General features: G+C 72.2%; 25 protein-coding genes. 15 read left to right on the forward strand and 10 right to left on the reverse strand.

Annotated elements, in window-relative coordinates; all coding sequences use genetic code 11:
- Positions 1–17 precede the first annotated feature (17 nt).
- The 7 genes from argC (at position 18) to ACZ67Q_RS21475 (ending at position 6,293) form a co-directional block, all read left to right on the forward strand.
- Positions 18–1,046, forward strand: a complete 1,029-nt coding sequence (gene argC, locus ACZ67Q_RS21445) for an N-acetyl-gamma-glutamyl-phosphate reductase (RefSeq protein WP_471184398.1) — start codon at positions 18–20, stop codon at positions 1,044–1,046.
- On the forward strand, positions 1,043–2,194 hold the full coding sequence (gene argJ, locus ACZ67Q_RS21450) for a bifunctional glutamate N-acetyltransferase/amino-acid acetyltransferase ArgJ (protein WP_471184400.1): 1,152 nt from the start codon (positions 1,043–1,045) through the stop codon (positions 2,192–2,194). Before argC ends, argJ begins: the two co-directional genes overlap by 4 nt.
- The gene (argB, locus tag ACZ67Q_RS21455) at positions 2,191–3,099 is read left to right on the forward strand and encodes an acetylglutamate kinase (protein WP_363264950.1); all 909 of its coding nucleotides are present in this window, start codon (positions 2,191–2,193) and stop codon (positions 3,097–3,099) included. Before argJ ends, argB begins: the two co-directional genes overlap by 4 nt.
- A complete protein-coding gene (locus tag ACZ67Q_RS21460; RefSeq protein ID WP_471184404.1) occupies positions 3,096–4,292 on the forward strand; it encodes an acetylornithine transaminase in 1,197 nt (398 codons plus the stop codon). Before argB ends, ACZ67Q_RS21460 begins: the two co-directional genes overlap by 4 nt.
- 7 nt (positions 4,293–4,299) lie before the next feature.
- Positions 4,300–4,842: an arginine repressor gene (locus ACZ67Q_RS21465; RefSeq protein WP_471184406.1), complete on the forward strand. Its 543-nt coding sequence runs from the start codon at positions 4,300–4,302 to the stop codon at positions 4,840–4,842.
- Between the two features lie 97 nt (positions 4,843–4,939).
- On the forward strand, positions 4,940–5,527 hold the full coding sequence (locus ACZ67Q_RS21470; RefSeq protein WP_471184408.1) for an RNA polymerase sigma factor: 588 nt from the start codon (positions 4,940–4,942) through the stop codon (positions 5,525–5,527).
- A complete protein-coding gene (locus tag ACZ67Q_RS21475; RefSeq protein ID WP_471184410.1) occupies positions 5,517–6,293 on the forward strand; it encodes a hypothetical protein in 777 nt (258 codons plus the stop codon). The genes ACZ67Q_RS21470 and ACZ67Q_RS21475 overlap by 11 nt, the downstream gene beginning before the upstream one ends.
- 136 nt (positions 6,294–6,429) lie before the next feature.
- Here the strand turns inward: ACZ67Q_RS21475 and ACZ67Q_RS21480 are convergent, their stop codons facing one another.
- From ACZ67Q_RS21480 to ACZ67Q_RS21510, 7 genes are all read right to left on the reverse strand, one after another.
- A complete protein-coding gene (locus ACZ67Q_RS21480; RefSeq protein ID WP_471184412.1) occupies positions 6,430–7,290 on the reverse strand; it encodes a serine/threonine-protein kinase in 861 nt (286 codons plus the stop codon).
- Complete coding sequence (locus ACZ67Q_RS21485; protein ID WP_471184413.1) at positions 7,287–9,122, reverse strand: ABC transporter ATP-binding protein; 1,836 nt, start codon at positions 9,120–9,122, stop codon at positions 7,287–7,289. Before ACZ67Q_RS21485 ends, ACZ67Q_RS21480 begins: the two co-directional genes overlap by 4 nt.
- A 389-nt stretch (positions 9,123–9,511) precedes the next feature.
- The gene (locus ACZ67Q_RS21490) at positions 9,512–10,294 is read right to left on the reverse strand and encodes an FAD:protein FMN transferase (protein ID WP_471184415.1); all 783 of its coding nucleotides are present in this window, start codon (positions 10,292–10,294) and stop codon (positions 9,512–9,514) included.
- Positions 10,295–10,298: 4 nt separating this feature from the next.
- On the reverse strand, positions 10,299–11,030 hold the full coding sequence (locus tag ACZ67Q_RS21495; RefSeq protein WP_471184417.1) for an FMN-binding protein: 732 nt from the start codon (positions 11,028–11,030) through the stop codon (positions 10,299–10,301).
- A gap of 17 nt (positions 11,031–11,047) precedes the next feature.
- Positions 11,048–12,430: a ferredoxin reductase family protein gene (locus ACZ67Q_RS21500; RefSeq protein WP_471184419.1), complete on the reverse strand. Its 1,383-nt coding sequence runs from the start codon at positions 12,428–12,430 to the stop codon at positions 11,048–11,050.
- A gap of 59 nt (positions 12,431–12,489) precedes the next feature.
- The gene (locus ACZ67Q_RS21505) at positions 12,490–12,939 is read right to left on the reverse strand and encodes an FMN-binding protein (RefSeq protein WP_471184421.1); all 450 of its coding nucleotides are present in this window, start codon (positions 12,937–12,939) and stop codon (positions 12,490–12,492) included.
- A gap of 11 nt (positions 12,940–12,950) precedes the next feature.
- On the reverse strand, positions 12,951–14,303 hold the full coding sequence (locus ACZ67Q_RS21510; protein WP_471184422.1) for a ferredoxin reductase family protein: 1,353 nt from the start codon (positions 14,301–14,303) through the stop codon (positions 12,951–12,953).
- 151 nt (positions 14,304–14,454) lie between these two features.
- On the opposite strand from ACZ67Q_RS21510, the gene ACZ67Q_RS21515 reads away from it, so the two are divergent.
- On the forward strand, positions 14,455–15,198 hold the full coding sequence (locus ACZ67Q_RS21515) for a response regulator transcription factor (protein ID WP_471184424.1): 744 nt from the start codon (positions 14,455–14,457) through the stop codon (positions 15,196–15,198).
- Positions 15,195–16,730, forward strand: coding sequence for a sensor histidine kinase (locus tag ACZ67Q_RS21520; RefSeq protein WP_471184426.1), 1,536 nt, complete (start codon positions 15,195–15,197; stop codon positions 16,728–16,730). Before ACZ67Q_RS21515 ends, ACZ67Q_RS21520 begins: the two co-directional genes overlap by 4 nt.
- Here the strand turns inward: ACZ67Q_RS21520 and ACZ67Q_RS21525 are convergent.
- Positions 16,727–17,428: a L,D-transpeptidase family protein gene (locus tag ACZ67Q_RS21525; RefSeq protein WP_471184429.1), complete on the reverse strand. Its 702-nt coding sequence runs from the start codon at positions 17,426–17,428 to the stop codon at positions 16,727–16,729. The genes ACZ67Q_RS21520 and ACZ67Q_RS21525 overlap by 4 nt on opposite strands.
- Before the next feature lie 3 nt (positions 17,429–17,431).
- Positions 17,432–18,019 carry a pyridoxamine 5'-phosphate oxidase family protein gene (locus tag ACZ67Q_RS21530; protein WP_471184432.1) on the reverse strand — a complete coding sequence of 196 codons (588 nt, stop codon included), beginning with the start codon at positions 18,017–18,019 and terminating at the stop codon, positions 17,432–17,434.
- Between the two features lie 144 nt (positions 18,020–18,163).
- Between ACZ67Q_RS21530 and ACZ67Q_RS21535 the strand changes: the two genes are divergently transcribed.
- The 6 genes from ACZ67Q_RS21535 (at position 18,164) to ACZ67Q_RS21560 (ending at position 25,091) form a co-directional block, all read left to right on the forward strand.
- Positions 18,164–19,357: an argininosuccinate synthase gene (locus ACZ67Q_RS21535; RefSeq protein ID WP_469928075.1), complete on the forward strand. Its 1,194-nt coding sequence runs from the start codon at positions 18,164–18,166 to the stop codon at positions 19,355–19,357.
- 102 nt (positions 19,358–19,459) lie between these two features.
- Positions 19,460–20,887, forward strand: coding sequence for an argininosuccinate lyase (argH, locus tag ACZ67Q_RS21540; protein WP_471184435.1), 1,428 nt, complete (start codon positions 19,460–19,462; stop codon positions 20,885–20,887).
- A gap of 64 nt (positions 20,888–20,951) precedes the next feature.
- The gene (locus ACZ67Q_RS21545) at positions 20,952–21,923 is read left to right on the forward strand and encodes an aldo/keto reductase (protein WP_471184438.1); all 972 of its coding nucleotides are present in this window, start codon (positions 20,952–20,954) and stop codon (positions 21,921–21,923) included.
- A gap of 79 nt (positions 21,924–22,002) precedes the next feature.
- Positions 22,003–22,569: a TetR/AcrR family transcriptional regulator gene (locus tag ACZ67Q_RS21550; RefSeq protein ID WP_471184440.1), complete on the forward strand. Its 567-nt coding sequence runs from the start codon at positions 22,003–22,005 to the stop codon at positions 22,567–22,569.
- Positions 22,566–24,089: an MFS transporter gene (locus ACZ67Q_RS21555; RefSeq protein WP_471184443.1), complete on the forward strand. Its 1,524-nt coding sequence runs from the start codon at positions 22,566–22,568 to the stop codon at positions 24,087–24,089. Before ACZ67Q_RS21550 ends, ACZ67Q_RS21555 begins: the two co-directional genes overlap by 4 nt.
- 123 nt (positions 24,090–24,212) lie before the next feature.
- Positions 24,213–25,091, forward strand: a complete 879-nt coding sequence (locus ACZ67Q_RS21560) for an SDR family oxidoreductase (protein ID WP_471184445.1) — start codon at positions 24,213–24,215, stop codon at positions 25,089–25,091.
- Between the two features lie 51 nt (positions 25,092–25,142).
- Here the strand turns inward: ACZ67Q_RS21560 and ACZ67Q_RS21565 are convergent, their stop codons facing one another.
- A complete protein-coding gene (locus tag ACZ67Q_RS21565) occupies positions 25,143–25,817 on the reverse strand; it encodes a lysophospholipid acyltransferase family protein (protein WP_471184448.1) in 675 nt (224 codons plus the stop codon).
- Positions 25,818–25,910: the final 93 nt, after the last annotated feature.

Below are 25,910 nucleotides of genomic sequence, written 5' to 3' on the forward strand. Positions count from 1 at the left end.
CCACGAGGGAGGATTCCATGGCAGTACGCGCGGCAGTCGCCGGAGCGAGCGGATACGCAGGCGGGGAGCTGCTGCGCCTGCTCCTGGCCCACCCCGAGGTCGAGATCGGTGCCCTCACCGGCAACTCCAACGCGGGCCAGAAGCTGGGCGCCCTGCAGCCGCACCTGCTGCCGCTGGCGGACCGCACCCTCGCCGAGACCAGCGCCGACACCCTCGCCGGTCACGACGTCGTCTTCCTCGCCCTGCCGCACGGCCAGTCCGCCGCCGTCGCCGAGCAGCTCGGTCCGGACGTCCTCGTCGTCGACATGGGCGCCGACTTCCGGCTGAAGGACGCCGCCGACTGGGAGACGTTCTACGGCTCCCCGCACGCCGGCACCTGGCCCTACGGCCTTCCCGAACTTCCGGGCGCCCGCGCCGCGCTGGAGGGGTCCAAGCGCATCGCGGTCCCCGGTTGCTACCCCACCGCCGTCTCCCTCGCCCTCTTCCCGGCCTACGCCGCCCAGCTGGCCGAGCCCGAGGCCGTGATCGTCGCCGCCTCCGGCACCTCCGGCGCGGGCAAGGCGCCCAAGCCGCACCTGCTGGGCAGCGAGGTCATGGGCTCCATGACGCCGTACGGCGTCGGCGGCGGTCACCGGCACACCCCGGAGATGATCCAGAACCTCAGCGGCGTGGCGGGCGAGCGGGTCGGCGTCTCCTTCACGCCGACCCTCGCGCCGATGCCCCGCGGCATCCTCGCCACGTGCAGCGCGAAGGCCGTCGCGGGCGTGACCGCGGAGTCCGTGCGCGCCGCCTACGCCAAGGCCTACGCCGACGAGCCCTTCGTACACCTGCTGCCCGAGGGCCAGTGGCCGGCGACCGCGTCCGTCCACGGCTCCAACGCCGTAGCGGTCCAGGTCGCGTACGACGAGGCCGCCGGGCGGATCATCGCGATCAGCGCCATCGACAACCTGACCAAGGGCACCGCCGGCGGTGCCGTCCAGAGCATGAACATCGCCCTCGGTCTCGACGAGACCACGGGATTGACGACGATCGGAGTTGCGCCGTGAGTGTGACGGCAGCGAAGGGATTCACGGCCGCGGGCATCGCCGCCGGGATCAAGGTGAACGGCAACCCCGACCTGGCCCTCGTGGTCAACACCGGCCCCCGCCGTGCCGCCGCCGGCGTCTTCACCTCCAACCGCGTCAAGGCCGCCCCCGTCCTGTGGTCCGAGCAGGTCCTCAGGAGCGGGCAGCTGACCGCCGTCGTCCTCAACTCCGGCGGCGCCAACGCCTGCACCGGCCCCAAGGGCTTCCAGGACACCCACGCCACCGCCGAGAAGGCCGCCGAGGTCCTCGGCTGCGGTGCCGGCGAGGTGGCCGTCGGCTCCACCGGCCTCATCGGCACGCTGCTGCCCATGGACAAGGTCCTGCCCGGCGTCGAGACCGCCGCCGCCCAGCTCTCCGAGCACGGCGGCGAGAAGGCGGCCATCGCCATCAAGACCACCGACACCGTCCACAAGACGTCCGTCGTGACCAAGGACGGCTGGACGGTGGGCGGCATGGCCAAGGGCGCCGGCATGCTCGCCCCCGGCCTCGCCACCATGCTCGTCGTCGTCACCACCGACGCCGACCTCGACAGCGAGACCCTGGACAACGCGCTGCGCGCCGCCACCAAGGTCACCTTCGACCGGGTCGACTCCGACGGCTGCATGTCCACCAACGACACCGTCCTTCTCCTCGCCTCCGGCGCCTCCGGCATCGCACCGGAGTACGCCGAGTTCGCCGAGGCCGTCCGCACCGTCTGCGACGACCTCGGGCGCCAGCTCATCGGCGACGCGGAGGGAGCCAGCAAGGACATCAAGGTCGAGGTGATCAACGCCGCGACCGAGGACGACGCCGTCGAGGTGGGCCGCTCCATCGCCCGCAACAACCTCCTCAAGTGCGCCATCCACGGCGAGGACCCCAACTGGGGCCGTGTCCTGTCCGCGATCGGCACCACGCAGGCCGCCTTCGAGCCGGACCGGCTCAACGTGGCGATCAACGGCGTCTGGGTCTGCAAGAACGGCTCCGTCGGCGAGGACCGCGAAAAGGTCGACATGCGCTACCGCGAGGTGCACATCGTCGCCGACCTCGCCGCCGGCTCCGAGACCGCGACGATCTGGACCAACGACCTCACCGCCGACTACGTCCACGAGAACAGCGCCTACTCGTCATGACATCCACCCGGAAGCACACCGCGCTGCCCAAGGCGCAGATCCTCATCGAGGCGCTGCCCTGGCTGACCCGGCACAACGGCAAGACCGTCGTCATCAAGTTCGGCGGCAACGCCATGGTCGACGAGGAGCTGAAGGCCGCCTTCGCCCAGGACGTCGTCTTCCTCCACCACGCCGGCCTCAAGCCGGTCGTCGTGCACGGCGGCGGCCCGCAGATCAGCGCCGCCCTCGACCGGCACGGCATCGTCAGCGAGTTCAAGGCCGGCCTGCGCGTCACCACCGAGGACGCCATGGACGTGGTCCGGATGGTGCTCGCCGGGCAGGTGCAGCGCGAGCTGGTCGGGCTGCTCAACCAGCACGGCCCGCTCGCCGTCGGCCTGACCGGCGAGGACGCGCACACCATCACCGCCACCAAGCACACCCCCGAGATCGACGGCGAGCTGGTCGACATCGGCCGTGTCGGCGAGATCACCGGCATCGACACCGGCGCGATCGAGGCGCTGCTCGCCGACGGCCGCATCCCGGTCGTCTCGTCGATCGCCCGCTCCCAGGACGACGGACATGTCTACAACGTCAATGCTGATACGGCGGCTGCGGCACTCGCTGCGGCACTGGGCGCCGAAACCCTCATGGTCCTCACCGACGTCGAGGGCCTCTACGAGGACTGGCCGAACTCCGACGAGGTGATCAGCCGCCTCACCGCTTCCCAACTGGAGAAGCTGCTGCCGGAACTGAGCTCCGGCATGGTCCCGAAGATGGAGGGCTGCCTGCACGCCGTGCGCAACGGCGTGACGACCGCCCGCGTCATCGACGGCCGCGTCCAGCACTCGATCCTGCTGGAGATCTTCACGGACGAGGGCATCGGCACCATGGTCGTGCCCGACCAGGACACCGAGGGGGAGTCATGAGCAACCAGGAGATGACCGCGCGGTGGCAGGGCGCGCTCATGAACAACTACGGCACCCCGCGGCTGCCCCTCGTCCGCGGCGAGGGCACGCAGGTCTGGGACGCCGACGGCAACCGCTACCTCGACTTCGTCGGCGGCATCGCCACCAACGCCCTCGGCCACGCGCACCCCGCGATCGTCGAGGCCGTCAGCCGGCAGATCGGCTCCCTCGGCCACATCTCCAACTTCTTCATGGCCGAGCCCACGCTCGCGCTCGCCGAACGGCTGCTCCAGCTCTTCGGCCGCGAGGGCCGGGTCTTCTTCTGCAACTCCGGCGCCGAGGCCAACGAGGCCGCCTTCAAGATCGGCCGACTGACCGGACGGACCCACGTCGTCGCCACCGACGGCGGCTTCCACGGTCGCACCATGGGCGCGCTGGCCCTCACCGGCCAGCCCGCCAAGCAGGACCCGTTCCGGCCGCTGCCCGGCGACGTCACGCACGTGCCGTACGGCGACGCGCAGGCGCTCGCGGCGGCGGTCACCGAGGAGACGGCCCTCGTCGTCATCGAGCCCATCCAGGGCGAGAACGGCGTCGTCGTGCCGCCCGCCGGTTATCTGAAGGCCGCCCGCGCGATCACGGCGGCCACCGGCGCGCTGCTCGTCCTCGACGAGGTGCAGACCGGCGTCGGCCGCACCGGGCACTGGTTCGCCTACCAGGCCCACGAGGGCGTCCTGCCCGACGTCGTCACCCTCGCCAAGCAGCTCGGCGGCGGCCTGCCGCTGGGCGCGACGGTCGCCTTCGGGCGGGCCGCGGAGCTGCTCCAGCCCGGTCAGCACGGCACGACCTTCGGCGGCAACCCCGTCGCCTGCGCCGCCGGCCTCGCCGTCCTGGACACCATCGCGAACGACGGCCTGCTGGAGAACGTCAAGCGGCAGAGCGAGAAGCTGCGCACCGGAATCGAGGCCCTCGGCCACCCCTTGATCGGCCATGTCCGGGGAGCGGGACTTCTCCTGGGTATCGTGCTCACCGGGCCGCACGCGCAGCAGGTGCAGCAGGCGGCCCAGGAGGCCGGGTTCCTGGTGAACGCGCCCGCCGCCGACGTCGTACGGCTGATGCCCGCGCTGAACCTGGGCGACGACGAGGCGGACGCGTTCCTCGAGGCGCTGCCCGGCATCCTGACGCAGGTGAACGGGGACGGACGAGCCGGAGAATGAGACGACGATGAGTCAGGCGCAGGAGCACGAGAACGGCACCGCGGGGCCTGCCGTGCCGCAGACCCGCACCGCCCGTCACCGCCGGATCGTGGACATCCTCAACCGGCAACCGGTGCGGTCGCAGAGCCAGTTGGCAAAGCTCCTCGCCGACGACGGGCTGAGCGTCACCCAGGCGACGCTCTCCCGGGACCTCGACGAGCTGAACGCGGTGAAGATCCGCAACACCGACGGCGACCTCATCTACGCGGTGCCCAGTGAGGGGGGTTTCCGCACCCCCCGGGCGCCCCTGGGCGGATCCGCCAAGGAGGAGCGGATGCGGAGGTTGTCGCAGGAGCTGCTGATCTCCGCGGAGGCCTCCGCGAATCTCGTGGTCCTGCGCACCCCTCCGGGGGCCGCGCAGTTCCTGGCCTCGGCCATCGACCAGGCCGAGCTGCACGACATCCTCGGCACGATCGCGGGGGACGACACGCTGCTGCTGATCAGCCGCGAACCCACCGGGGGCCAGGCGCTGGCCGACCACCTGCTGCGGCTGGCGCAGAACGGGCACTGATCCTCCTGCACCGCCCGGCCCGGCGACGGAGAATGGGTGTGTGATCTTCCCGGGCGGGAGGGCAATCCCCTGGCGGTCGGCGACCGTATACACAGATGTGTCGGGTTTCCGGTTCCCCCTGGGCCGTCTCCCGGACGAGGCTCTGCTGTCCGGGCTGGCCACCGGTGACCCGGAACTCGCCGTCACCTTCGTACGGAGGTTCCAGCACCGGGTCTTCGGGGTGGCCATGGCCGTCACCGGGGACCGCCAGCTCGCGGAGGACATCGCCCAGCAGACGTTCGAGCGTGCCTGGCGGCACGCACAGATCTACGACTCGCGTCGCGGTTCGGTCACGACCTGGCTGACGACCATCGCGCACAACCTCGCCATCGACGCCGTCCGCGCACGGCGGACGGAGCCGGTGCCACCCGAGGACCTCGACGCCCTCCTCGGCGTTGTCACCGAGACCCCCGAGCGCTGGGCCCTGGCCGACGAGGCCTCCTCCCAGCTCCGGGCCGCCGTGGCACGGCTGCCGCGGGGACAGGCCCGAGCCCTGGTGATGGCGGGCATCTACGGGATGACGGCCCAGCAGATCGCCGAGGCGGAGGCGATCCCGCTCGGCACGGCCAAGACGCGGATCAGAGCAGCGATGGCGAAGCTGCGCACCACACTTGCGTCTCCGGAGCGAGGCGGCCATGGCCAGTGATGTGACCTGCGAGAAGATGCGGGAGTACGGCGCCGAGCTGGCGCTCGGGGTGCTGCCCGGCCGGGAGCGGGCCGAGGCGGTCGGCCACCTGGAGCGGTGCGCGGACTGCCGGGAGTACGTCCGGCAGCTGACCCTCGTCGGCGACCGGCTGGTCGGCCTGCTCCCCGACTGCGAGCCGCCTCTCGGCTTCGAGACCAGGGTGGCGCGCAGGCTGCCCCAGGGCGCTGCGGCGTACGAGGGGCGCCCGAGCGCCCGCGGGCCCTCGCTCGCGCACCACGGTCTGCACGGCCGCGCCCGCCGGGCCCGGCTGCGGCTCGTGGCGGCGGCCGCAGGGCTGGCGGTCACGTTCGGGTTCGCCGGCTGGGCGGTGGGCACGACCGTGTACGGCAGCACGGCCTCGGCCCCGCCCGCCGTGGAGTCAGAGCCCATGCTGGTCGGGGACATGACCTCGCCCGCCGTGGACGGCGGGCAGCCCGTCGGCGAGATCTACGCCCATCCCGGCGCCCCCGGCTGGGTCTTCGTCTCCGTCGATCTCCCGGGTCGCGGCAGCGCCTACAACGGCAGGGTGGACTGCCTCCTCGAGCGCACGGACGGCACGACCGTCAGGGTGGGCGACTTCACCGTGCGGGACGGACACGGACACTGGGGCGTGGCCGCCCGCGTCGACCCCGTGGCGGTCTCGGGCGCCCGCCTGACCTCCCCGGACGGCACTGTCCTCGCCACGGCCCGGCTGCAGACGAGCCGCGTCGTGACCACCGCGGACTGACCACACCCCTGGCGCCCGGGTCCGGCACCCTCCGACGCCGCGGTCAGCCCTGTGCCGCCCCCGAAGCCGTGGTCGGCCCAGTGCCGCCTCCGGCGCCGCCGCAAGAGTCAGCCCGGAGCCGTCTCCGGCGCGGAAGTCAGCCCAGTGCCGCCTCCAGCGCACAAGCCAGCTCGGTGACCGTCGGCCGGGCGGCCGCCTCGTGCCGCAGGCAGGCGTCGACGGCGGCGGCGAGTGCGGCGGGCAGACGCCGCCGGGACCGGACCGGCGGGGCGCTCTGCTCCGCTTGCGGGAACCACTCGTCCGGGCCGTCGGTCCCCTGGTCGTCAGGTGTCTCCGCGGGCCTGCCGCAGTCGAACGGCAACTCACCGCAGGCGACCTCGAACAGCGTGATGCCGATGCCCCATACGTCGGCGGCGGCCGTGAGCGGCCCGCCGCGGGCCTGTTCCGGAGACAGATAGCAGCAGGTGCCCAGCCCGGCGGGGGCCGGCCCGGGCGGCCGGGCCACGCTCAGATCCAGCACCTTGGCGTGGCCGCGTTCCACCACCACGTTGGACGGCTTGAGGTCCAGGTGCAGCAGGTCCCGGCCGTGCAGATAGTGGATCGCCGAGCACAGCTGCACCCCGAGAAGCGCCACGTCGGCGGCGGCCGGCCGGCGCCGCAACCGGTCGAGCAGGTGGGACAGCGTCTCACCGGTCAGCGTCTCCAGGACGACCGTCGGCTCGGGCGACTCGAAGGTGTCGTAGGCGCGGGTCAGATGCGGATGGGTGAACTCCCTGAGCCACCGGCCCTCTTGCAGCAGCCGTGCGCGCAGCCGCTCCTCGCCCCGGCGGTCGGGACGCACCACCTTGATCACACACCGGCAGGCCCGCTCCTCGCTCCATGTGTCGTAGACGTCGAGCCAGCCCGTGCGCGTCAGGTGCGCCAGGATCCGGTAGCCCGGCACCGGCCGGGTGCCCGGAGCCAGGGGAGGGGCCGCCGGGGCCGCGGTGAGGCTCACCACAGCACCCTCCCCGCCGCCGGGGTGCCGGTCACGGTACCGAGCCGGTGCAGCCGTGCGTAGGTGCCGCCCCGGTGGAGGAGATCGTCGTGGCTGCCGTGCTCGACCACCCGGCCGTGGTCGAGCACCACGATGCGGGTGGCGTCGCGGACGGTCAGCAGGTTGTGGGAGATGACGACGGTCGTACGCCCGGCCATGAGCCGGCGCAGCGGGTCCATGATCCGCCGGCCCGAGCCGGCGTCGAGCCCAGTGGTCGGTTCGTCCAGCAGGAGCACGGGCGCGTCCCTGATCATCGCGCGGGCGATCGCCAGACGCTGGCACTGCCCGCCGGAGAGGGTGCGGCCGCGCTGGCCCACCAGCGTGTCGTAGCCCTCCGGGAGCCGCTCGACGAACTCGTGCGCGTCCGCGGCCCGCGCCGCTTCGACGATGTCCGCCTCCGTGGCCCCGGGCCGGCCGTAGGCGATGTTCTCCCGCACGGTGCCGTGGAAGACGAGCGTCTCCTGCAGCACCACCGCGACGCTCTCCCGCACGTCGGACAGGCGCAGTCGGCGCAGGTCCGCGCCGTCGAGGCGGACCGCGCCCCGGTCCGGGTCGTAGAAGCGCAGCTGGAGCTTGGCGATGGTCGACTTGCCGGCGCCGCTGGCCCCGACCAGTGCCAGCGTCTCCCCGGGCGCGACATGGAAGGACACCTCCGAAAGGGCCGGACGGGACGTGCCGGGGTAGCTGAAGCAGACGTCGTCGAACTCCACCTCGCCCCGCGCCCGCCGGATGCGCCGGGCCCCGGCCGCGTCGACGACCTGGGGCTTCTGGTCCAGCAGCTCGATGATCCGCTCGGCCGAGGCGGACGCCGTGTAGAAGGTCGTGCCCAGGCGGGACAGGCCGCGCACCGGGCTGTACATCTTGCCGATCAACGCGAGGAAGACCAGCAGTTCGCCGAGTGTCAGCTGTCCCTGGGCGAGCTTCCAGGTGCCCAGGCCCATGACCGCGAGGCCGCCGGACACCTCGATGATCTCGACCACGGGCCCGTAGACGGCGCGGATGCGTGCCGATGCCATCGCCGCCCGGAACCTGCCGAAGCTCTCCCGCTCGAACCGGTGCTGCTCCCAGCCCTGCCGGTTGTACGCCTGCACCAGGGCCACGTTGCCCAGCGACTCCTCGGCGATCGCGCTGATCGAGCCGGTGCGGCGCCTGCGTTCGCGCGACGCCTTCTTGATCAGCCGGGAGAAGTGCCGGGCCGCGCCCCAGAACAGCGGCACGATGACCAGGGCGAGCAGGGTCAGGTCCCAGCGCAGGTAGAACAGCAGGCCGAGGAATACGCCCAGGCGGATCACGTAGTACAGGGCGTCGGCGACGCCCGAGAGCAGGAAGGTCTCCACCGCGTCGACATCACCGGTGACCCGTGACAGCACGTCGCCGAGCCGCCGCCGTTCGAAGAAGCCGAGCGACAGCCCCTGGACGTGCCGGAAGACGTCGGAGCGCAGCGCGAGCAGGAACCGTTCGCTGACCCAGGTGGAGGTCACGTCGTCGGCGAACCCCAGGATGCCCGAGCAGATGATCAGCCCGAGATAGGCCGGGGCGATCCACAGGAAAGGGCTCAGATCACGCGGGACCAGCACGTCGTCCACGACGATCTTGAACAGCCAGATCTCCGCGGCGTCGACGACCGGGCCGGCCAGGCTGAACAGGACGACGGGCACGAGCCAGCGCCGGCCACCGCGGGTGTAGGGCCAGAACCGCCGGAACACCTCGAGCGGGGGCAGGGGCGGCGCGGCCGCGACCACGGCGTCGGAGGACTCGCTCACCGACAGCAGACGCCGCAGGAGATGCACCATGGCAGGGACACCCGTGGGCTCGAAGGCGGAGCGGACGGGCCCGTCGGGCCTGAGGGTCCGCTCAGCCTTCGTGAAGGATCGCTACTTGTTGCGGCTGTGGCCGTGACGACTGGTGTGGCCGTGGCGGCTGGTGCTGCTGTGACGGTGCCCATGCCGCGTGGAGTCGGTGCTGGATGTGTCCTTCCTGTGCTTGCGGTGCTTCGCCGGCATGAGAGCGGTGAAGATAGCCATACCGTGCCTCCTGAAATGTGCTCAGAGGGGATACGTGGCAGGGCCGCGGACGGATGGCGTTCCACGGTAAAAACGGCGCTCCACGGCAAAAGACGAAAAGAAGTCCGAGGCCGAGGGACGGCCGAGGAGGGGGCCGACGGGGAGCCGAGGAAGGCGCCTCAGCCCAGCCGCGCCGCGAGCCCCCCGGTACACCTGACTTCGTCGCCCGACGTGATCAGCAGCGCTTCCACCCCCGGCAGGGACTCCAGCCAGGGCAGGGCCGTGCGCGACCCCATCGCGAACGCCGCCGTCGCCCAGCAGTCCGCCCAGGTCAGGGAGGGGGCCGTCACCGTCACCGCCACCAGGTCCGTGACCGCGGGACGGCCCGTGCGGGGATCGATGATGTGGGCGCCGCGTTCCGCCGTGCCGGACGTGGCGACGGCCAGTTCGTCGGTGCCGGCCGCGGAGATCACCGCGGCCAGGCCGCCGGGGCGCAACGGGTCCGCGACCCCGACCCGCCAGGGGCGCTCGGGGCCGGGCGAGCCGTACATCTGCACGTCCCCGCCGCCGTTGACGCTCACCCCGCTCGCCCCGGCCTGCGCCAGTACGCGTGCCGCGCGCTCGGCCGCCCAGCCCTTGACGATGCCGGTCGGGTCGAGGCGGCCCCCGTAACGCGGGCTGAACCAGCCGTCGCTGACCAGTTCCGCCTGCGCCGCCAGCTCCAGCACCTCGGCCACCTCGGGATCACAGGCGTCCACGGTCAGTTCGTCGCGGGCCAGCCGGGAGAGCTGGCTGCCCTCGCGGTAGGTGCTGAACACCTCGTCGGCCCGGTGCAGCCCGGCCACGGCCTCGGCGAGCGCGGCCCGGACCGCCCGGGGGTCCCCGCCGCGGACGTCGAAGGAGAAGACCGTCCCCATGACCTCCTCCGTCCGGCGCACCGCGGCGGGAGTCGTCGCGTCCATGTGTTCAGCCACCTGCCTTGTCCAGGGCCGACTGGAGTGACTGCCGGTACCCGGCGCTGGTGTAGGTGGCACCGGAGACCGCGTCGATCCGCGCGCTGCCCGCCGCGACCGCCTCCTGGTCGAGCCGGGGCACGGCCATCGCCGTCTTCTGGTCGCTCAGACCGCCCTTGGGCGCCTGCACGGCCTCCGCCCTGGTGATGCGGCCACCGCTGACCGTGATCCGGACCTGCACCGGGCCGTACTGCGTCCTCGCCACCTCGCCGGTGACGGTCCGCGCCCCGGCGGCGGGGCCGGTCTTGCCGAGCTTGTCCAGGGCCGACTGGAGCGACTGCTTGTACCCGGCGCTCGTGTACGTCGCACCGGACACCGCGTCGATGTCCGCGCTGCCCGCCGCCACCGCCGCCCGGTTCAGCCGCGGCACCGCCATCGCCGTGACCTGGTCGCTGTGGCCGCCCTTGGGCGCCTGAACCGCCTCGGCCCCGGTGATCCGGCCGCCGGCCACGGTGAGGCGGACCTGCACGGCCCCGTACTGGGTGCGGGCCACGTCCCCGGTGACCGTGCCCGCCGCGGTGCCGCCCTGCGCGGACGGCTGCGCGGCGGCCGGCGGCCGGGCGACGGCGCCGGCCTGCGCCGACGCCGGGTCGGAGGCCGGTTTGAGGGTCAGCAGCAGGACGACACCGGACACGGTGGCGGCGGTCGCCAGCACGGCCCGCCGGACGGGGTGGTTCTTCCTCATCTGTGTGCAGCTCCCGCTCACATCTCGAACGACTCGTGGTGGATACGACGGGCGGGCACCCCGGCGCCCCGCAGCGCCTCGTAGACCGACTGCGCGAACCCGGGCGGCCCGCACAGGAAGACGTCGTGAGCGTCGACGTCCGGGATCTTGCGGCGCAGCGACTCGGGCGAGATGTCCGGGCGCTCCCCGTCGGGGCTGTTCACGGCGTACATCAGCCGCGCCCCGCGCTCGTCGGCGATCGTCGCCAGCTCGTCCCACAGGGCCAGGTCGTGCGTGCTGTTGGCCCGGTACAGCAGCGTGAGGTCGCCGGCCGCGCCGGGCAGCGTCTCGAACAGGGCCCGCATCGGCGTGATGCCGACACCGCCCGCCACCAGCAGCACCTTGCCCCGGCTGCGCCGCTGCGCGGTCAGCGCGCCGTACGGGCCCTCCGCCCACACCCGGGTGCCCGGCGTCAGCTCCCGCAGCCGGGAGCTGTGGTCGCCGATCGCCTTCACGGTGATCCGCAGCATGCCGGGGCGCGGCGCCGCCGACAGCGAGTACGGGTGGGAGCTGAACCGCATCCCCGGTGCCAGGAACCGCCAGCGGAAGAACTGCCCGGCCTCCGCGCCGATGCGGTGCAGCTTGGTGCCGCTGATGAGGACCGACACGATGCCCGGCGTCTCCTCGATCACCGCCTCGACCCGCATGCGGTGCCGCAGGTTGAGCCGGACCGGGGTGAGGACGCGGTACCAGAGCACCAGCGCGGTGACCGTGCCGTACAGCCCGTACCAGAAGCTCTTCGCGAGCGGTTCGACGGCGAAGTCGTTGCCGTCGCTGATCTGGTGCCAGAACGTCAGGAACACCGCCGCGTACGTCAGCAGATGGACGTGGTACCAGGTGTCGTAGCCCAGCCGGCGGCGCACGCCCCCCACCGACAGCAGCCCGATGAGCAGCAGCAGACCGGTGCCGATCGCGGCCTTGCCGAGGTCGGGGAGCTGGGTGACCGAGTCGACGGTCTGCCGGACGAGGTCGGTGACCGGCCTGCCCGCCTGGAGGGCGTAGCCCCACATGGTCAGGACGATGTGCGCCAGCACCAGGCTGAGCGTGTAACGGCCGCTCATCGCGTGCCAGCGGGCCACCCGGTCGGAGCCCACCCGCCGCTCCAGCGCGGGCACCCGCGCCATCTGCAGCACGACCAGCGCCATCAGATAGCCGGCGAGCAGGCCGGTGATCCGGCCCGCGCCCAGGATCCGTCCGGTGTCGTCCGCGATGGACGGCGTGTTGCGCCACCACAGCCACAACACGCCCGCCGCGCCCGCGCCTACGGCGAGCAGCAGCGCGGCGGCGGGGGAGCGGCGCGGGCGGATGCGGCGCATCGTCTGGCGGCGGGCGGCACGGCCGCCGGCGAGCGTGGTGCTCACGAATCCTCCGGGGGGACGGGACCCTTGGCCCACACATACGCGCCGTCCCACGGCAGCGTTCAGAGTCCCGCCGAGTCCAGCGCGGACTGCAGCGACTGCTTGTAGCCCGCGCTGGTGTAGGTGGCGCCGGAGACGGAGTCGATGTCCGCGCTCTGCGCGTCCAGTGCCTCACGCCTGAGTTGGGGGATGGCGTAGGTGTTGATCTCCTGGTCGCGGGGGTTCTCCGTCGGGTAGACGACCGCGGTGACGTCGGTCAGCCTGCCGCCGGTGACGGTGACACGCACCTGGACGGGGCCCCACCGGGTGTCGACCGAATCGCCCGTGGCGGTCTTGGTGCCGGTGGTGCCGGGCGCCGCGGTCGAAACCACGGCGGGCGTAGGTGAGTCGGCGGTCGGCAGGGCCGGCGTGGTGTGCGGCTTCAGCGACAGCAGCAGGACCATCCCGGAGACGGTGGCGGCGCTCGCCAGCAGGATCCGGCGCAGCGGACGGTTCTTCCTCAGTGCGTGCACTTTCGCGGGCCTCACAGCTCGAACGACTCGTGGTGGATACGCCGGTCCGGCACCCCGGCGGCGCGCAACTGCTCGTACAGGTAGGAGGCGAAGCCGTGCGGGCCGCACAGGTACACGTCGTACGCGGCCAGGTCCCCGAACGCCGCGCGCAGGGCGGCGGCCGACAGGTCGGGGCGTTCGCCGTGCGGGCCGTTGAGGGCGTACCGCACCCGGGCGCCGCGCCGACGGGCCAGCGCCTCCAGCTCCGCGCCCAGCGCCAGGTCCGCCGCCCGGCGCGCCCGGTACAGCAGGGTCACCTCGCCCGGCAGCGTCTCGAACAGCGCGCGCAGCGGGGTGATGCCCACACCGCCCGCGATCAGCAGCGACTTCGCCGCGGTGCGCCGGTCGGCGGTGAGCGAGCCGTACGGCCCCTCCGCCCACACCCGGGTGCCCGGCCGCAGCACGGCCACGGCGGCGCTGTGGCCGCCGAGCGCCTTGACGGTGATCCGTATCCGGTCCACGCGCGGCGGCGCCGACAGCGAGTACGGCGTCGACGTCCACGCCAGTCCCGGCGCGAGGAACCGCCACCGGAAGAACTGCCCGGGCCGCGCCCTCAGTTCGTCCAGCCGCTGTCCGCGGACGACGACGGAGTACACGCCCGGCGCCTCGGCGTGCACGGACTCCACGCGCAGCCGGTGCCGGGAGTTGAGCCGCCACGGCGTCAGCAGCCGGAACCACACCACCAGGGCGGCGGCCCCCAGGTACAGCGCGTACCAGAAGGCGCTCGCGACTGGCTTGCCGTTGAAGTCGTTGCCGAGGGTCAGCTGGTGGCCGAAGGCGAGGAAGACGGCCGCGTAGGTGAGCAGGTGGATGTAGTACCAGAACTCGTAGCCGGTGCGGCGGCGCACCGCGCGCGCGGAGGTGACGCCCACCGCGAGGAGGATGACCGTGCCGGCGGTGGCCTTCAGCATGTCCGGGTAGTCCAGGACCACCGTCAGCGTCTCGTGCAGCAGTGAGGCGTGGTCCTGCGCGGCGTATCCGGCGAGGATCAGCGCGATGTGCGCGAGCAGCAGGCAGACCGTGTACCGGCCGGCCATGGCGTGCCAGCGGGCCACCCGGTCGGAGCCGATCCGCCGCTCCAGCAGCGGCACCCGGGCCATCAGCGCGACGAGGACCGCGCAGGCGTACCCGCACAGCAGCCCCGCGATCCGGCCGGCCCCGGTCAGCCATCCCGCCGTACCGACCACGGAGGTGGTGTCCGACCACCACAGCGCGATCACCGCCGCGACCCCCACCCATATCGCGGTCAGCACGGCGGCCGCGGGGGAGGGCCGGGCGGGCGGCGCCACGGGTGGGGCGGTCCGCCGCTCGTCCACCGTCGTCATCAGTCGTCGTCCTTTCGCCTGTGGGAACGCCATGGTGCGGGGCGAACCTCTGAGGACCCTCTGAAAAGGCGCCCTCAGCGCGGACTCAAAGGAAACTCAGAGCCTGCGGCGACGCCCGCCGCCCGCGCGAGGGGCGATGCTGGAGGCAGCCATGAACACCACCACCCGCTCCGGCCGCCCCGCGCTCACCCGCCCCGACGGCACGCCCCTGCGCGTCCTCGTCGTCGACGACGACCCCGACCTCGCCGAGGTCCTCTCCGGCGCCCTGCGCTACGAGGGCTGGCGGATCCGCACGGCCGGCGACGGCGCGGCGGCACTGACCGCCGCCCGCGAGCTGCTGCCCGACGCGGTCGTCCTGGACGTGATGCTCCCCGACACCGACGGCTTCGCCGTGCTGCGCGGCCTGCGCACGGTCCGGCCGGACGTGTGCGTGCTGTTCCTCACCGCGCGCGACGCCGTGGAAGACCGCATCGCCGGCATCACCGCGGGCGGCGACGACTACGTCACCAAGCCGTTCAGCCTGGAGGAGGTCGTGGCCCGGCTGCGCGGCCTGCTGCGCCGCGCGGGCATGGCCCGCCAGAGCGAGGAGGGGGACCAGCTGGTCGTCGGCGACCTGGTCATGGACGAGGAGGCCCGCGAGGTCACCCGTGCCGGGCAGCTGGTCGAGCTGTCGCCGACCGAGTTCGAGCTGCTGCGCTTCCTCATGCGCAACCCGCGCCGGGTGCTCAGCAAGGCCCAGATCCTCGACCGGGTCTGGTCCTACGACTTCGGCGGCCGCGCCCATGTCGTCGAGCTGTACATCTCCTACCTGCGCAAGAAGGTCGACGCCGGCCGGGAACCGATGATCCACACCGTGCGCGGCGCCGGATACGTGCTCAAGCCGGTGACACCGTGACGCCGCGGCCGCCCTGGCCTCGACGGATCCGTCTGCCCTGGCCGCGCACCCTGCGGGCCCGGCTGACCGCGGGTCTGGTGGTACTGCTGGCGATCAGCTGCGCCGCGGTCGGCGTGGCCGCCGTCGTCGAACTGGACGGCTTCCTCACCAGCCGGGTCGATCAGCAGCTCACCGACGTCGGCAGCCGCTTCCCGGCCAGCCTGGAGCACGCCGGTCAGAAGCCCGACGATCACGACGGCGACGAGCACGGCGACACCCGCCGCCAGGCCACCGGCACCTTCGGCGCCCGTCTGCTGGACGGCACGGTCACCAACGCGGCCGTGGTCCGCCCCGGCGACGCGACGGCCGGCCTGGGCGTCACCCTCTCAGCCCGCGACGAGCGCATCCTGGCCGCCGTCCCGGTCGACGGCCACGGCCACGGCGTCCACCTGTCCGCGCTGGACGACTACCGGGTCGTGGCGAACCGCGGCCGGGACGGTGACGTGCTGATCACCGGGCTGCCGCTGGAGCCCGTGGAGGCCGCCGTGCACCGGCTGGAGGCGGTCGCCGCGATCGTCTTCGGCGTCGCGCTCGCCGCGACCGGGGTGGCGGGGGCGCTGTGGGTGCGCTGGTCGCTGCGGCCGCTCAGCCGGGTCGCGGCGACCGCCACCCGGGTCAGCGAGCTGCCCCTGGCCAGCGGAGAGGTCGCGCTGCCGCCCAGGGCGCCGGAGTCCGACCCGCGCGGCGAGGTGGGGCGGGTCGCCGCCGCCTTCAACCGCATGCTCGGGCACGTCGAGGACGCGCTGACGAAACGGCACGCCAGTGAGGAGCGGCTGCGCCGCTTCGCCGCCGACGCCAGCCACGAGCTGCGCACCCCCGTCGCCTCGGTGCGCGGGCACGCCGAGCTGGCGCTGCTGCACCCCGGGCCGGTGCCGCCGGAGATCAGCCGCGCCCTGGAGCGCATCGCCGCCGAGTCCTCCCGGATGGGCGAGATGGTCGACGAGATGCTGCTGCTGGCCCGCCTGGACGCGGGCCGCCCGCTGGAGAGCCGGCCGGTCGACCTCACCCGCCTGGTGCTGGACGCGGTCACCGACGCCCGCGCCGCCGGCCCCGGCCACCGTTGGACGCTGGACCTGCCGGAGGAGCCGGTGACGGTCACCGGCGACGCCCACCGGCTGCAGCAGGTGCTGGCGAACCTGCTGGCCAACGCCAGGGGCCACACCCCCGCCGGTACGAGGGTCACGGTGTCCCTGACGTCCGACGGCCCGGACGCGGTCCTCACGGTTCACGACGACGGGCCCGGCATCCCCGCGGCCCTCCAGCCGGACGTCTTCGAACGCTTCACCCGGGCCGACCACCGCCGCACCCGCACTGCCGGCGCAGGCGCGGGCCTGGGCCTGTCGATCGTCTCGGCGGTGGCGAAGGCACACGGGGGGAGCGTGGGCGTGGAGAGCAGGCCGGGCTCGACGGTGTTCCGGGTGCGGATCCCGACGGAAAGGGGCGCGGGGCCGTCTCGAAGTGCGGCTCCGCCGCGTGGGCGCACAGCACGCTAGTACCGCGTAACGGCGGTAACTCCGCCCACTGTCCCCACAGCGATGTGCGGCATCCGACTCGGCACCGCCCACCGCAGGATCTCCCGCATCGCGCCCTCGGGCACAGACACGCAACCAGCCGTTGCCGCAACACCGTTGACATGCAGAAAGATGCCGGCGCCGCGCCCCCGCACCGGCACCCGGTAGTTGAACCCCACGACGAGCGCGTAGGCGTACTGCGTCCGGTAGGACACCAGATGCTCGGCCTGCGAGGACCGGCAGTCGGAGGCGAGCGGCTCGCTCCACCGGTTGTACGCACGGGAGGCGTTGTCCTGACACCACCAGGAGTCCTGCCGAACGGGCCGGTACGGCATCCGCGTACCGCCCGGTGCCGCCTTCACGCCGAAGGCGAACGGCAGCTCGTACAGCCCCGTCGGCGTCGTGTTCGTCCCCTGCCGCCGAGCCGTGCCCTCGACCAGCCCCTTCGCCCCGAACCGGGCCGGCGCGGAGCCTGCCCGCACCCACCGCCCGTCGCGCAGGTCCCACCAGCTGACCGTGCCCGTCGTCGAGGAGGTGCTCGGCGCCTGGGCGACGAGCAGTTGCGTGCCGCCGCCGGTGTCCCGCATCCGCTCGGGCAGCGGGGCCTCGCCGCCGGGCGCGGCACCGAGGACGGGCAGGGCCGCGCAGGCGAGGGCGGTGGCGACGACACGGGAGCGCATGGCTCAGACCGTAGACGGAGGCAGCGGCAGCGGCAGCCCGGGCAGGCCGTCCAGGCTGGTCGCGATGTGCTCCTTCTTGGTGAAGTACGCGCTGAGCGAGGCGTCGTCCTCGCGGGCGAACCGCTTGGCGTGCAGATCGCGCTCGGCGTCGTAGGACATGAACGGCACCGCGTATCCGCAGGTGTCGCGGACGAGTTCGGCGTGCACGACGATGATCGCGCGCAGGCCGTGCGGGGCCGGGTCGATGTCCGGGAAGTGGGCGAGCAGCTCCGGGAAGCGGGGGTCGTCGCGGAAGACGGGCTCGCCGCGGCCGTGCACCCGCACGATGTTCGGCGGGCCCTGGAAGGCGGTCCACATCAGCGTGATGCGGCCGTTCTCCCGCAGGTGGGCGATGGTCTCGGCGTTGGACCCGGCGAAGTCCAGATAGGCCACGGTGTGCTCGTCGAGCACCGCGAAGGACCCCTTGAGCCCTTTGGGGGAGAGGTTGATCGTGCCGTCGCCGGCGAGAGGCGCGGTCGCCGTGAAGAAGAGGGGCTGCTCCTCGATGAAGGTGCGGAGCCTGCCCTCGATGCGCTCGTAAGTCTTTCCCATGTCTAAGGATTATTGATCACATTCGTTCGACTGTCTAAGGAATTCGTGGGTCCGCTTCACCTTTCCGGTGGGGGGTGGATTGACGAACCATGCAGAGTTCTGCATACTCATGCATGTCAGCGAATGCACTGTGAGGAGAAACCCGTGACCGAGCGCGTCGTACTCGCCTACTCAGGCGGTCTGGACACCTCCGTCGCCATCGGCTGGATCGCCGAGGAGACGGGCGCCGAGGTCATCGCCGTTGCGGTCGACGTCGGCCAGGGCGGCGAGGACCTGGACGTCATCCGCAAGCGCGCGCTCGCCTGCGGTGCCGTCGAGGCCGAGGTCGCCGATGCCAAGGACGAGTTCGCCGACGAGTACTGCCTCCCGGCGATCAAGGCCAACGCCCTCTACATGGACCGCTACCCGCTGGTCTCCGCCCTCTCCCGGCCGACGATCGTCAAGCACCTCGTCGCCGCCGCCCAGAAGCACGGCGCCACCACGGTCGCCCACGGCTGCACCGGCAAGGGCAACGACCAGGTCCGCTTCGAGGCCGGCATCGTCGCCCTCGCCCCCGACCTGAAGTGCATCGCCCCGGTCCGTGACTACGCGATGACCCGGGACAAGGCGATCGCGTTCTGCGAGGAGAAGAACCTCCCGATCGCGACCACCAAGAAGTCCCCGTACTCCATCGACCAGAACGTCTTCGGCCGTGCCGTCGAGACCGGCTTCCTCGAGGACATCTGGAACGCCCCGATCGAGGACATCTACGAGTACACCCAGAACCCGGCCGTCGCCCGCGAGGCCGACGAGGTGATCATCTCCTTCAAGGAGGGCGTCCCGGTCGCCATCGACGGCAAGCCCGTCACCGTCCTGCAGGCCATCCAGCAGCTCAACGAGCGCGCCGGCGCCCAGGGCATCGGCCGGATCGACATGGTCGAGGACCGTCTCGTCGGCATCAAGTCCCGCGAGGTCTACGAGGCTCCCGGCGCGATCGCCCTGATCACCGCCCACCAGGAGCTGGAGAACGTCACCGTCGAGCGTGAGCTGGCCCGCTACAAGCGCCAGGTCGAGCAGCGCTGGGGCGAGCTGGTCTACGACGGCCAGTGGTTCTCCCCGCTCAAGCGCGCCCTGGACGGCTTCATCAACGAGGCCAACCAGCACGTCACCGGCGACATCCGGATGACCCTGCACGGCGGCCGCGCGGTGGTCACCGGCCGGCGCTCGGCGGAGTCGCTGTACGACTTCAACCTCGCCACCTACGACACGGGCGACACGTTCGACCAGTCCGCGGCGAAGGGCTTCATCGACATCTACAGCCTGTCGTCGAAGATCGCCGCCAAGCGCGACCTGGCCTGACCCCGTACGGGTTCACCTGACCCGCATCCGGCTGACAGCCGCCTCCCCGCCTGCGAGTGTGGGGAGGCGGTGGCACATCCGTACCTCTCTAGGAGCAACGCAGTGAGCAGCAACAGCGGTGACGTACGGCTCTGGGGCGGCCGTTTCGCCGACGGCCCCGCCGACGCCCTGGCGAAGCTGTCCGCATCCGTCCACTTCGACTGGCGACTCGCGCCGTACGACATCGCCGGCTCGCGTGCCCACGCGCGCGTGCTGCACAAGGCGGGGCTCCTCACCGAGGACGAGCTGACCCGGATGCTCGACGGGCTCGACCGGCTCGAGGCCGACGTGGCCGCCGGCACCTTCGTCGGCACCATCGCCGACGAGGACGTGCACACCGCCCTGGAGCGCGGCCTGCTGGAGCGGCTCGGCCCCGACCTCGGCGGCAAGCTGCGCGCCGGCCGGTCCCGCAACGACCAGGTGGCGACCCTCTTCCGGATGTACCTGCGGGACCACGCCCGGATCATCGGCGGCCTGATCGCCGAGTTGCAGGAGGCGCTGATCGGCCTCGCCGAGGCCCACCCGGACGTGGCCATGCCCGGCCGCACCCACCTCCAGCACGCCCAGCCGGTGCTCTTCGCCCACCACGTCCTCGCGCACGTGCAGTCCCTGTCGAGGGACGCCGAGCGGTTGCGCCAGTGGGACGAGCGCACGGCCGTCTCGCCCTACGGCTCGGGCGCCCTGGCCGGCTCCTCCCTCGGCCTGGACCCGGAGGCGGTCGCCGCGGACCTCGGCTTCGAACACGGCAGCGTCGGCAACTCCATCGACGGCACGGCCTCCCGGGACTTCGTCGCCGAGTTCGCCTTCATCACCGCGATGATCGGCGTGAACCTCTCCCGGATCGCCGAGGAGATCATCATCTGGAACACGAAGGAGTTCTCCTTCGTGACCCTGCACGACGCGTTCTCCACCGGCTCGTCGATCATGCCGCAGAAGAAGAACCCGGACATCGCCGAGCTGGCGCGCGGCAAGTCCGGCCGTCTGATCGGCAACCTGACCGGCCTGATGGCCACCCTGAAGGCCCTCCCGCTCGCGTACAACCGCGACCTGCAGGAGGACAAGGAGCCCGTCTTCGACTCCTGCGACCAGCTGGAGGTGCTCCTCCCGGCCTTCACCGGCATGATCGCCACCCTCACGGTCAACCGCGAGCGGATGGAGGAACTGGCCCCGGCCGGCTTCTCCCTCGCCACCGACATCGCCGAGTGGCTGGTCAAGCAGGGCGTGCCCTTCCGGGTCGCGCACGAGGTCGCCGGCGAGTGCGTCAAGGTCGCCGAGGCCGAGGGCAAGGAACTGGACGGGCTCACGGACGAGCAGTTCGCGAAGATCTCCGCCCACCTCACCCCCGAGGTGCGCTCGGTCCTCAACGTCCCCGGCGCCCTCGCCTCCCGCAACGGCCGCGGCGGTACGGCGCCCAGCGCGGTCGCCGTCCAGCTGGCCGAGGTCAAGGCGGACGTGGCGCGTCAGCACGAGTGGGCGAACGCCAAGAAGTGACCGAGGGGCATCGCGGGTTACGTTGGTCGGCAGCCGCACCGGAGCCGACCGAACGGAGCCCGCGATGCCCTTCGCGCGACTGACCGCAGCAACCACCCCGACCTGCCACATCGGACTCGGTCTCGCCGCCGTCGGCCGCCCCGGTTACATCAACCTCGGCCGCGAAGACGACCTCGGAGAGGACCGCAGCGTCGACGCCCTGCGCGAGCGCACCCACGAACTCCTCGACGCCGCCTACGCCCAGGGCGTGCGCTACATCGACGCGGCCCGCTCCTACGGCCGCTCCGAGGAGTTCCTCGCCGACTGGCTGAAGGCCCGCCCCGGGATCGAGGACGTCGTCGTCGGCAGCAAGTGGGGCTACACCTACACCGCCGACTGGTCCACCGACGCCGCGCAGCACGAGGTCAAGGACCACAGCCTCGCCACCTACGAGCGGCAGCGCGCCGAGAGCGACGCCCTCCTCGGCGACCGGCTCGACCTCTACCAGATCCACTCCGTCACCCCGGACAGCCCGGCCCTGACCGACAAGGACCTGCACGCCCGGCTCGCCGAGGCCGCCGCGCAGGGCGTCACCATCGGGTTCTCCACCAGCGGCCCGGCTCAGGCGGAGGCCGTACGCGCCGCGCTCGCCGTGACCGTCGACGGCGATCCCCTCTTCCGGACCGTCCAGTCCACTTTCAACCTGCTGGAGACCTCCGCCGGCCCCGCCCTCGCCGAGGCGCACGCCGCGGGGCTCACGGTGATCGTCAAGGAGGGCATGGCCAACGGGCGCCTGGCCGATCCGCAGGCCCCGGACGCCCTGCGGGCCGTGGCCGCGTCCACCGGCCTCGGCTGCGACGCCGTGGCCCTGGCGTTCGTGTTGCGCCAGCCGTGGGCGGGCGTCGTCCTGTCCGGCGCGGCGACCACCCGGCAGCTCGCGTCCAACCTGCACGCGGCCGTCGTGGACCTGGACGAGGGGCAGCTCACCCGGCTCGCCACCCTGGCCGAGGACCCGCACGCCTACTGGGAGCAGCGCGGCCGGCTGCCCTGGCACTGAGATCCCCCTGAGACCCCTCCGGTGAGTCACGCACGCATTCAATGAGACATGAATGTCTCATGTGGTCTATTCTTGTCTCATGGCTGTCGATCGTGACCATGTGCTGCGCAGCGCCGCGGCCCTGCTGACCCGGAAATCCACCGCGACCATGGACGAGGTCGCCAAGGCCGCCGGGATCAGCCGCGCCACCCTGCACAGGCAGTTCGCCGGACGCGACGCGCTGGTCCGTGCGCTGGAGGCGCTCGGCATCGCCGAGTGCGAGGCGGCGCTGGAAGCGGCCCGGCTCGACGACGGCCCGGCCGCGGACGCCGTTCACCGGCTGGTGCGGGAGATCGAACCCGCCGCCGGCCTGATCGCCTTCCTCTACACGGAGAACCAGCTGTTCGAGGGCGAGGAGCAGAACGCCGGCTGGGCCCGCATCGACGAGCGCATGACGGCCCTGTTCCGGCGAGGTCAGGAGAGCGGCGAGTTCCGTATCGACCTGACCCCCGTCTGGCTCACCGAGGCGCTGTACGGCCTGCTCGCCTCCGGCGCCTGGGCGGTCACCGAGGGCCGCGTGGCCCCCAACGACTTCACCTACATGATCGTCGAGCTGCTGCTCGGCGGCGTACGACGCAACCACCCGATCACAAGAGAGGAATCATGACCAGCACCCTGCAGCCGGTCGGCACGACGGAGGCGGTGAAGCGTCCGGGCCGCTGGCTCGCGCTGTCCGTCCTCGTCCTGGCCGTGCTGCTGGTGGCCGTGGACGCCACCGTCCTCGGCCTCGCGACCCCCTACATCAGCGAAGACCTGAGGCCGTCCGGCACCCAGCTGCTCTGGATCGGCGACGTCTACTCCTTCGTCATCGCCGGCCTGCTGGTCTCCATGGGCAGCCTCGGCGACCGCATCGGCCGCAAGCGGATCCTGCTCGTCGGCGCCACCGCCTTCGGCGCGGTCTCCGTGCTCAACGCCTACGCCACCACACCCGAGCTGATGATCCTTGCCCGGGCGCTGCTCGGCGTCGCGGGCGCCACCCTGATGCCGGCCACCCTGGCCCTGATCCGCAACATCTTCCACGACCCGCGCGAGCGCAGCCTCGCCATCGGCATCTGGGGCGCCACCGCGTCCGCCGGCACCGCCGTCGGCCCGATCGCGGGCGGCTTCCTGCTGGAGCACTTCTGGTGGGGCTCGGTCTTTCTCATCAACCTGCCGGTGATGGCGGTGCTGGTGCTGGTCGGCGTCAAGATGCTGCCGGAGTCGCGCAACCCGAACCCGGGCCCCTGGGACCTGCGCAGTGTCCTGCTGTCGCTGCTCGGCATGATCGGCGTCGTCTACGCGGTCAAGGAAGCGGCCTCGCACGGCTTCAGCCTGCCCACCCTCGCCGTGGGCCTCCTCGGCGCGGCGGCCCTCTACGGCTTCGTCCACCGCCAGCTGACCATGCCGACCCCGCTGCTGGACATGCGGCTGTTTTGCAACCGCGGCTTCAGCGGCGCCGTGCTGGCCGACCTGCTGACCGTCCTCGGCATGTCGGGGCTGGTGTTCTTCCTGTCCCAGTACCTGCAGTTGGTGCAGGGCAGGCGGCCGTTCGAGGCGGGCCTGGCCGAAGTCCCGGCCGCCGTCGGCGCGGTGGCGGCCGGTCTGATCGCCGGCCGTGCGGCGCGCCGCTTCTCGGTCCGTACGGTGGTCTCCAGCGGTCTCGCCGCGGTCGGCCTCGCGCTGGCGGCGCTGACCCTGCTGGGCCGGTCGACGGGCTACCCCGTCCTCGGCACCGTGCTGCTGGTCGTCGGCATCGGCGCGGGCTTCTCGTTCACGGTGACCGCCGACGTGATCCTCTCCAGCGTCCCCAAGGACCAGGCGGGCGCGGCCTCCGCGGTCTCCGAGACGGCGTACGAACTCGGCGCCGCCCTCGGCATCGCCGTCCTCGGCTCGATCGTGACGGGCGTCTACCGCGACTTCCCGTCCCCGGCCGGCACCCCGGCCGAGGCGCACGAATCACTCGGCGGCGCGGTCGAGGCAGCCCAGGCCCTGCCGGCCGGCACGGCAGGGACGCTGCTGGACGCGGCCCGTCAGTCCTTCGTGGACGGACTCGCCCTGGCCTCGGGCGTCGGCGCAGCGGTGCTGCTGACAGCGGCCGCGGCAGCATGGTTCATGCTGCGAGGCCAACGGCTGGACAGCCAGTCCTGAGGGGCGCGGGAAGCCGCGTGACCGACGGGCCGGACGAGTTCGCCGGTGGACCAGCGGCTGAGGGGTCGTCGTCCTCGACGACCCTGTGAGGGCGGTGCGGGCACGGCGAGCGTGCTTCTTGGCATGTTCGCCGCCATCGCCTGGGAGGATGTGAGGATGCTTTTGGTGACTGGCGCGAGCGGGAACGTCGGAACGGCTCTGCTGACGCGTCTTCGGGACGCCGGCGTGGCCGCGCGGGCGGCTTACCGTGATCCGCACACCACGGCCGACGTCATCAAGTCGGGCGGGCAGGCAGTGACGCTCGATCTGGCCGTGCCGGACACGATCGGTCCCGCGCTCGACGGCATCGAGACCGTGTTCCTGATCGGCGCTACGGGCCCCGCCCAGACGACGCATGAACTCAACCTGCTGGAAGCCGCCCGTGAAGCGGGTGTCCGGGTGGTGAAGCTGTCGGTCTGGAGGGCCGACGAAGGGCTCTCACCGATCGCCCGGCTGCATCAGCCCGTCGAACAGTCGCTGATCACGTCAGGTGTGCCCTGGACGATCCTGCGGCCCAACTTCTACCTGCAGAACTTCCTGCGCCAGCCGTCCATCCGCACGGCCGGGGAGTTCGCCCTCCCCCTGATCACCGCACCCATCAGCTTCATCGACATCGGCGACATCGCCGAGGTCGCGGCGAGGGTGCTCACCACGGACGGCCACGACGGCCGCGTCTACGACCTCACCGGGCCCGAGGCCCTGACCTACACCGAAGCCGCCGAAGAGTTCTCCGACGTGCTGGGCAGGCCGGTGCGGTACGTCGGCCTGCCGGACGACGAAGCGCGCACGGTCATGCTCAGCCGCGGGATGCCGGAGTTCCAGGTCGACGCCCTGATCGGAGTCGCCCGCGCCTACCGCGACGGCGGTGCCGAGACCGTCACGTCGACCGTGGCCGACCTCACCGGCCGTGCAGCCACCGGTTTTGCCGACTTCGTGCGCCAGAACCGCGACGTCTTCGGCTGACCGCCGCGCGGATCGGCCTGCGACCCGGCGGGTGCGGCGCCGCCGGGAAAGTTACGCCGCTTCCTTCGCCTTGCTCGCGTACATGTCCACGTACTCCTGTCCCGACAGCCGCATCACCTCGGCCATCACGGAGTCCGTCACGGCCCGCAGCACGTACCGGTCCCGGTCCATCCCGTCGTACCGCGAGAACTCCATCGGCTCACCGAACCGCACGGTCACCTGCCCGGGCCGGGGCATCCCCGCCCCGCCCGGCTGGACCTTGTCCGTGCCGATCATGGCGAACGGCACCACCGGAGCACCGGTCATCAGCGTCAGCCGCGCGATACCGGTGCGCCCCCGGTACAGGCGTCCGTCGGGCGAGCGGGTGCCCTCGGGGTAGATGCCGAAGACTTTGCCCTCCTCCAGGATCCGGCGGCCGGTCATGAGCGCCGCGACACCGCCGCGGCCGCCGTCGCGGTCGACCGGGATCATGCCGACGCCGGTGAAGAACCAGGCCATCAGCCGGCCCTTGAAGCCCTTGCCGGTGACGTACTCGTCCTTGCCGATGAAGAACACCTGACGGTCGCAGACGAGCGGAAGGATCATCGAGTCGATGAAGGTGAGGTGGTTGCCGGCGAGGATCACCGGGCCGTCGCCCGGGATGTGCTCGGCGCCCTCGACCCGGAAACGGAACATCAGGCGCATGACCGGTCCGAGCACTGCCTTGATGATCGCGAAGCGGGACAACGGGCCCTCCGGTGTCAAGGGGTCGGTATGAGTCTGTGCAGGTGAGGACGATACTCGCGGCCAAGGGGCCGGCGCACATCGGGTTCACCGAGG

Source organism: Streptomyces sp. NPDC036813 (assembly GCF_055609245.1).

Coding starts and splice junctions, on each gene's coding strand:
- argC (WP_471184398.1), top strand. CDS start 18: ATGGCAGTACGCGCGGCAGTCGCCGGAGCGAGCGGATACGCAGGCGGG.
- argB (WP_363264950.1), top strand. CDS start 2,191: ATGACATCCACCCGGAAGCACACCGCGCTGCCCAAGGCGCAGATCCTC.
- ACZ67Q_RS21460 (WP_471184404.1), top strand. CDS start 3,096: ATGAGCAACCAGGAGATGACCGCGCGGTGGCAGGGCGCGCTCATGAAC.
- ACZ67Q_RS21465 (WP_471184406.1), top strand. CDS start 4,300: ATGAGTCAGGCGCAGGAGCACGAGAACGGCACCGCGGGGCCTGCCGTG.
- ACZ67Q_RS21475 (WP_471184410.1), top strand. CDS start 5,517: ATGGCCAGTGATGTGACCTGCGAGAAGATGCGGGAGTACGGCGCCGAG.
- ACZ67Q_RS21485 (WP_471184413.1), bottom strand. CDS start 9,122: ATGGTGCATCTCCTGCGGCGTCTGCTGTCGGTGAGCGAGTCCTCCGAC.
- ACZ67Q_RS21490 (WP_471184415.1), bottom strand. CDS start 10,294: ATGGACGCGACGACTCCCGCCGCGGTGCGCCGGACGGAGGAGGTCATG.
- ACZ67Q_RS21495 (WP_471184417.1), bottom strand. CDS start 11,030: ATGAGGAAGAACCACCCCGTCCGGCGGGCCGTGCTGGCGACCGCCGCC.
- ACZ67Q_RS21510 (WP_471184422.1), bottom strand. CDS start 14,303: ATGACGACGGTGGACGAGCGGCGGACCGCCCCACCCGTGGCGCCGCCC.
- ACZ67Q_RS21515 (WP_471184424.1), top strand. CDS start 14,455: ATGAACACCACCACCCGCTCCGGCCGCCCCGCGCTCACCCGCCCCGAC.
- ACZ67Q_RS21525 (WP_471184429.1), bottom strand. CDS start 17,428: ATGCGCTCCCGTGTCGTCGCCACCGCCCTCGCCTGCGCGGCCCTGCCC.
- ACZ67Q_RS21530 (WP_471184432.1), bottom strand. CDS start 18,019: ATGGGAAAGACTTACGAGCGCATCGAGGGCAGGCTCCGCACCTTCATC.
- ACZ67Q_RS21545 (WP_471184438.1), top strand. CDS start 20,952: ATGCCCTTCGCGCGACTGACCGCAGCAACCACCCCGACCTGCCACATC.
- ACZ67Q_RS21550 (WP_471184440.1), top strand. CDS start 22,003: ATGGCTGTCGATCGTGACCATGTGCTGCGCAGCGCCGCGGCCCTGCTG.
- ACZ67Q_RS21555 (WP_471184443.1), top strand. CDS start 22,566: ATGACCAGCACCCTGCAGCCGGTCGGCACGACGGAGGCGGTGAAGCGT.
- ACZ67Q_RS21560 (WP_471184445.1), top strand. CDS start 24,213: ATGTTCGCCGCCATCGCCTGGGAGGATGTGAGGATGCTTTTGGTGACT.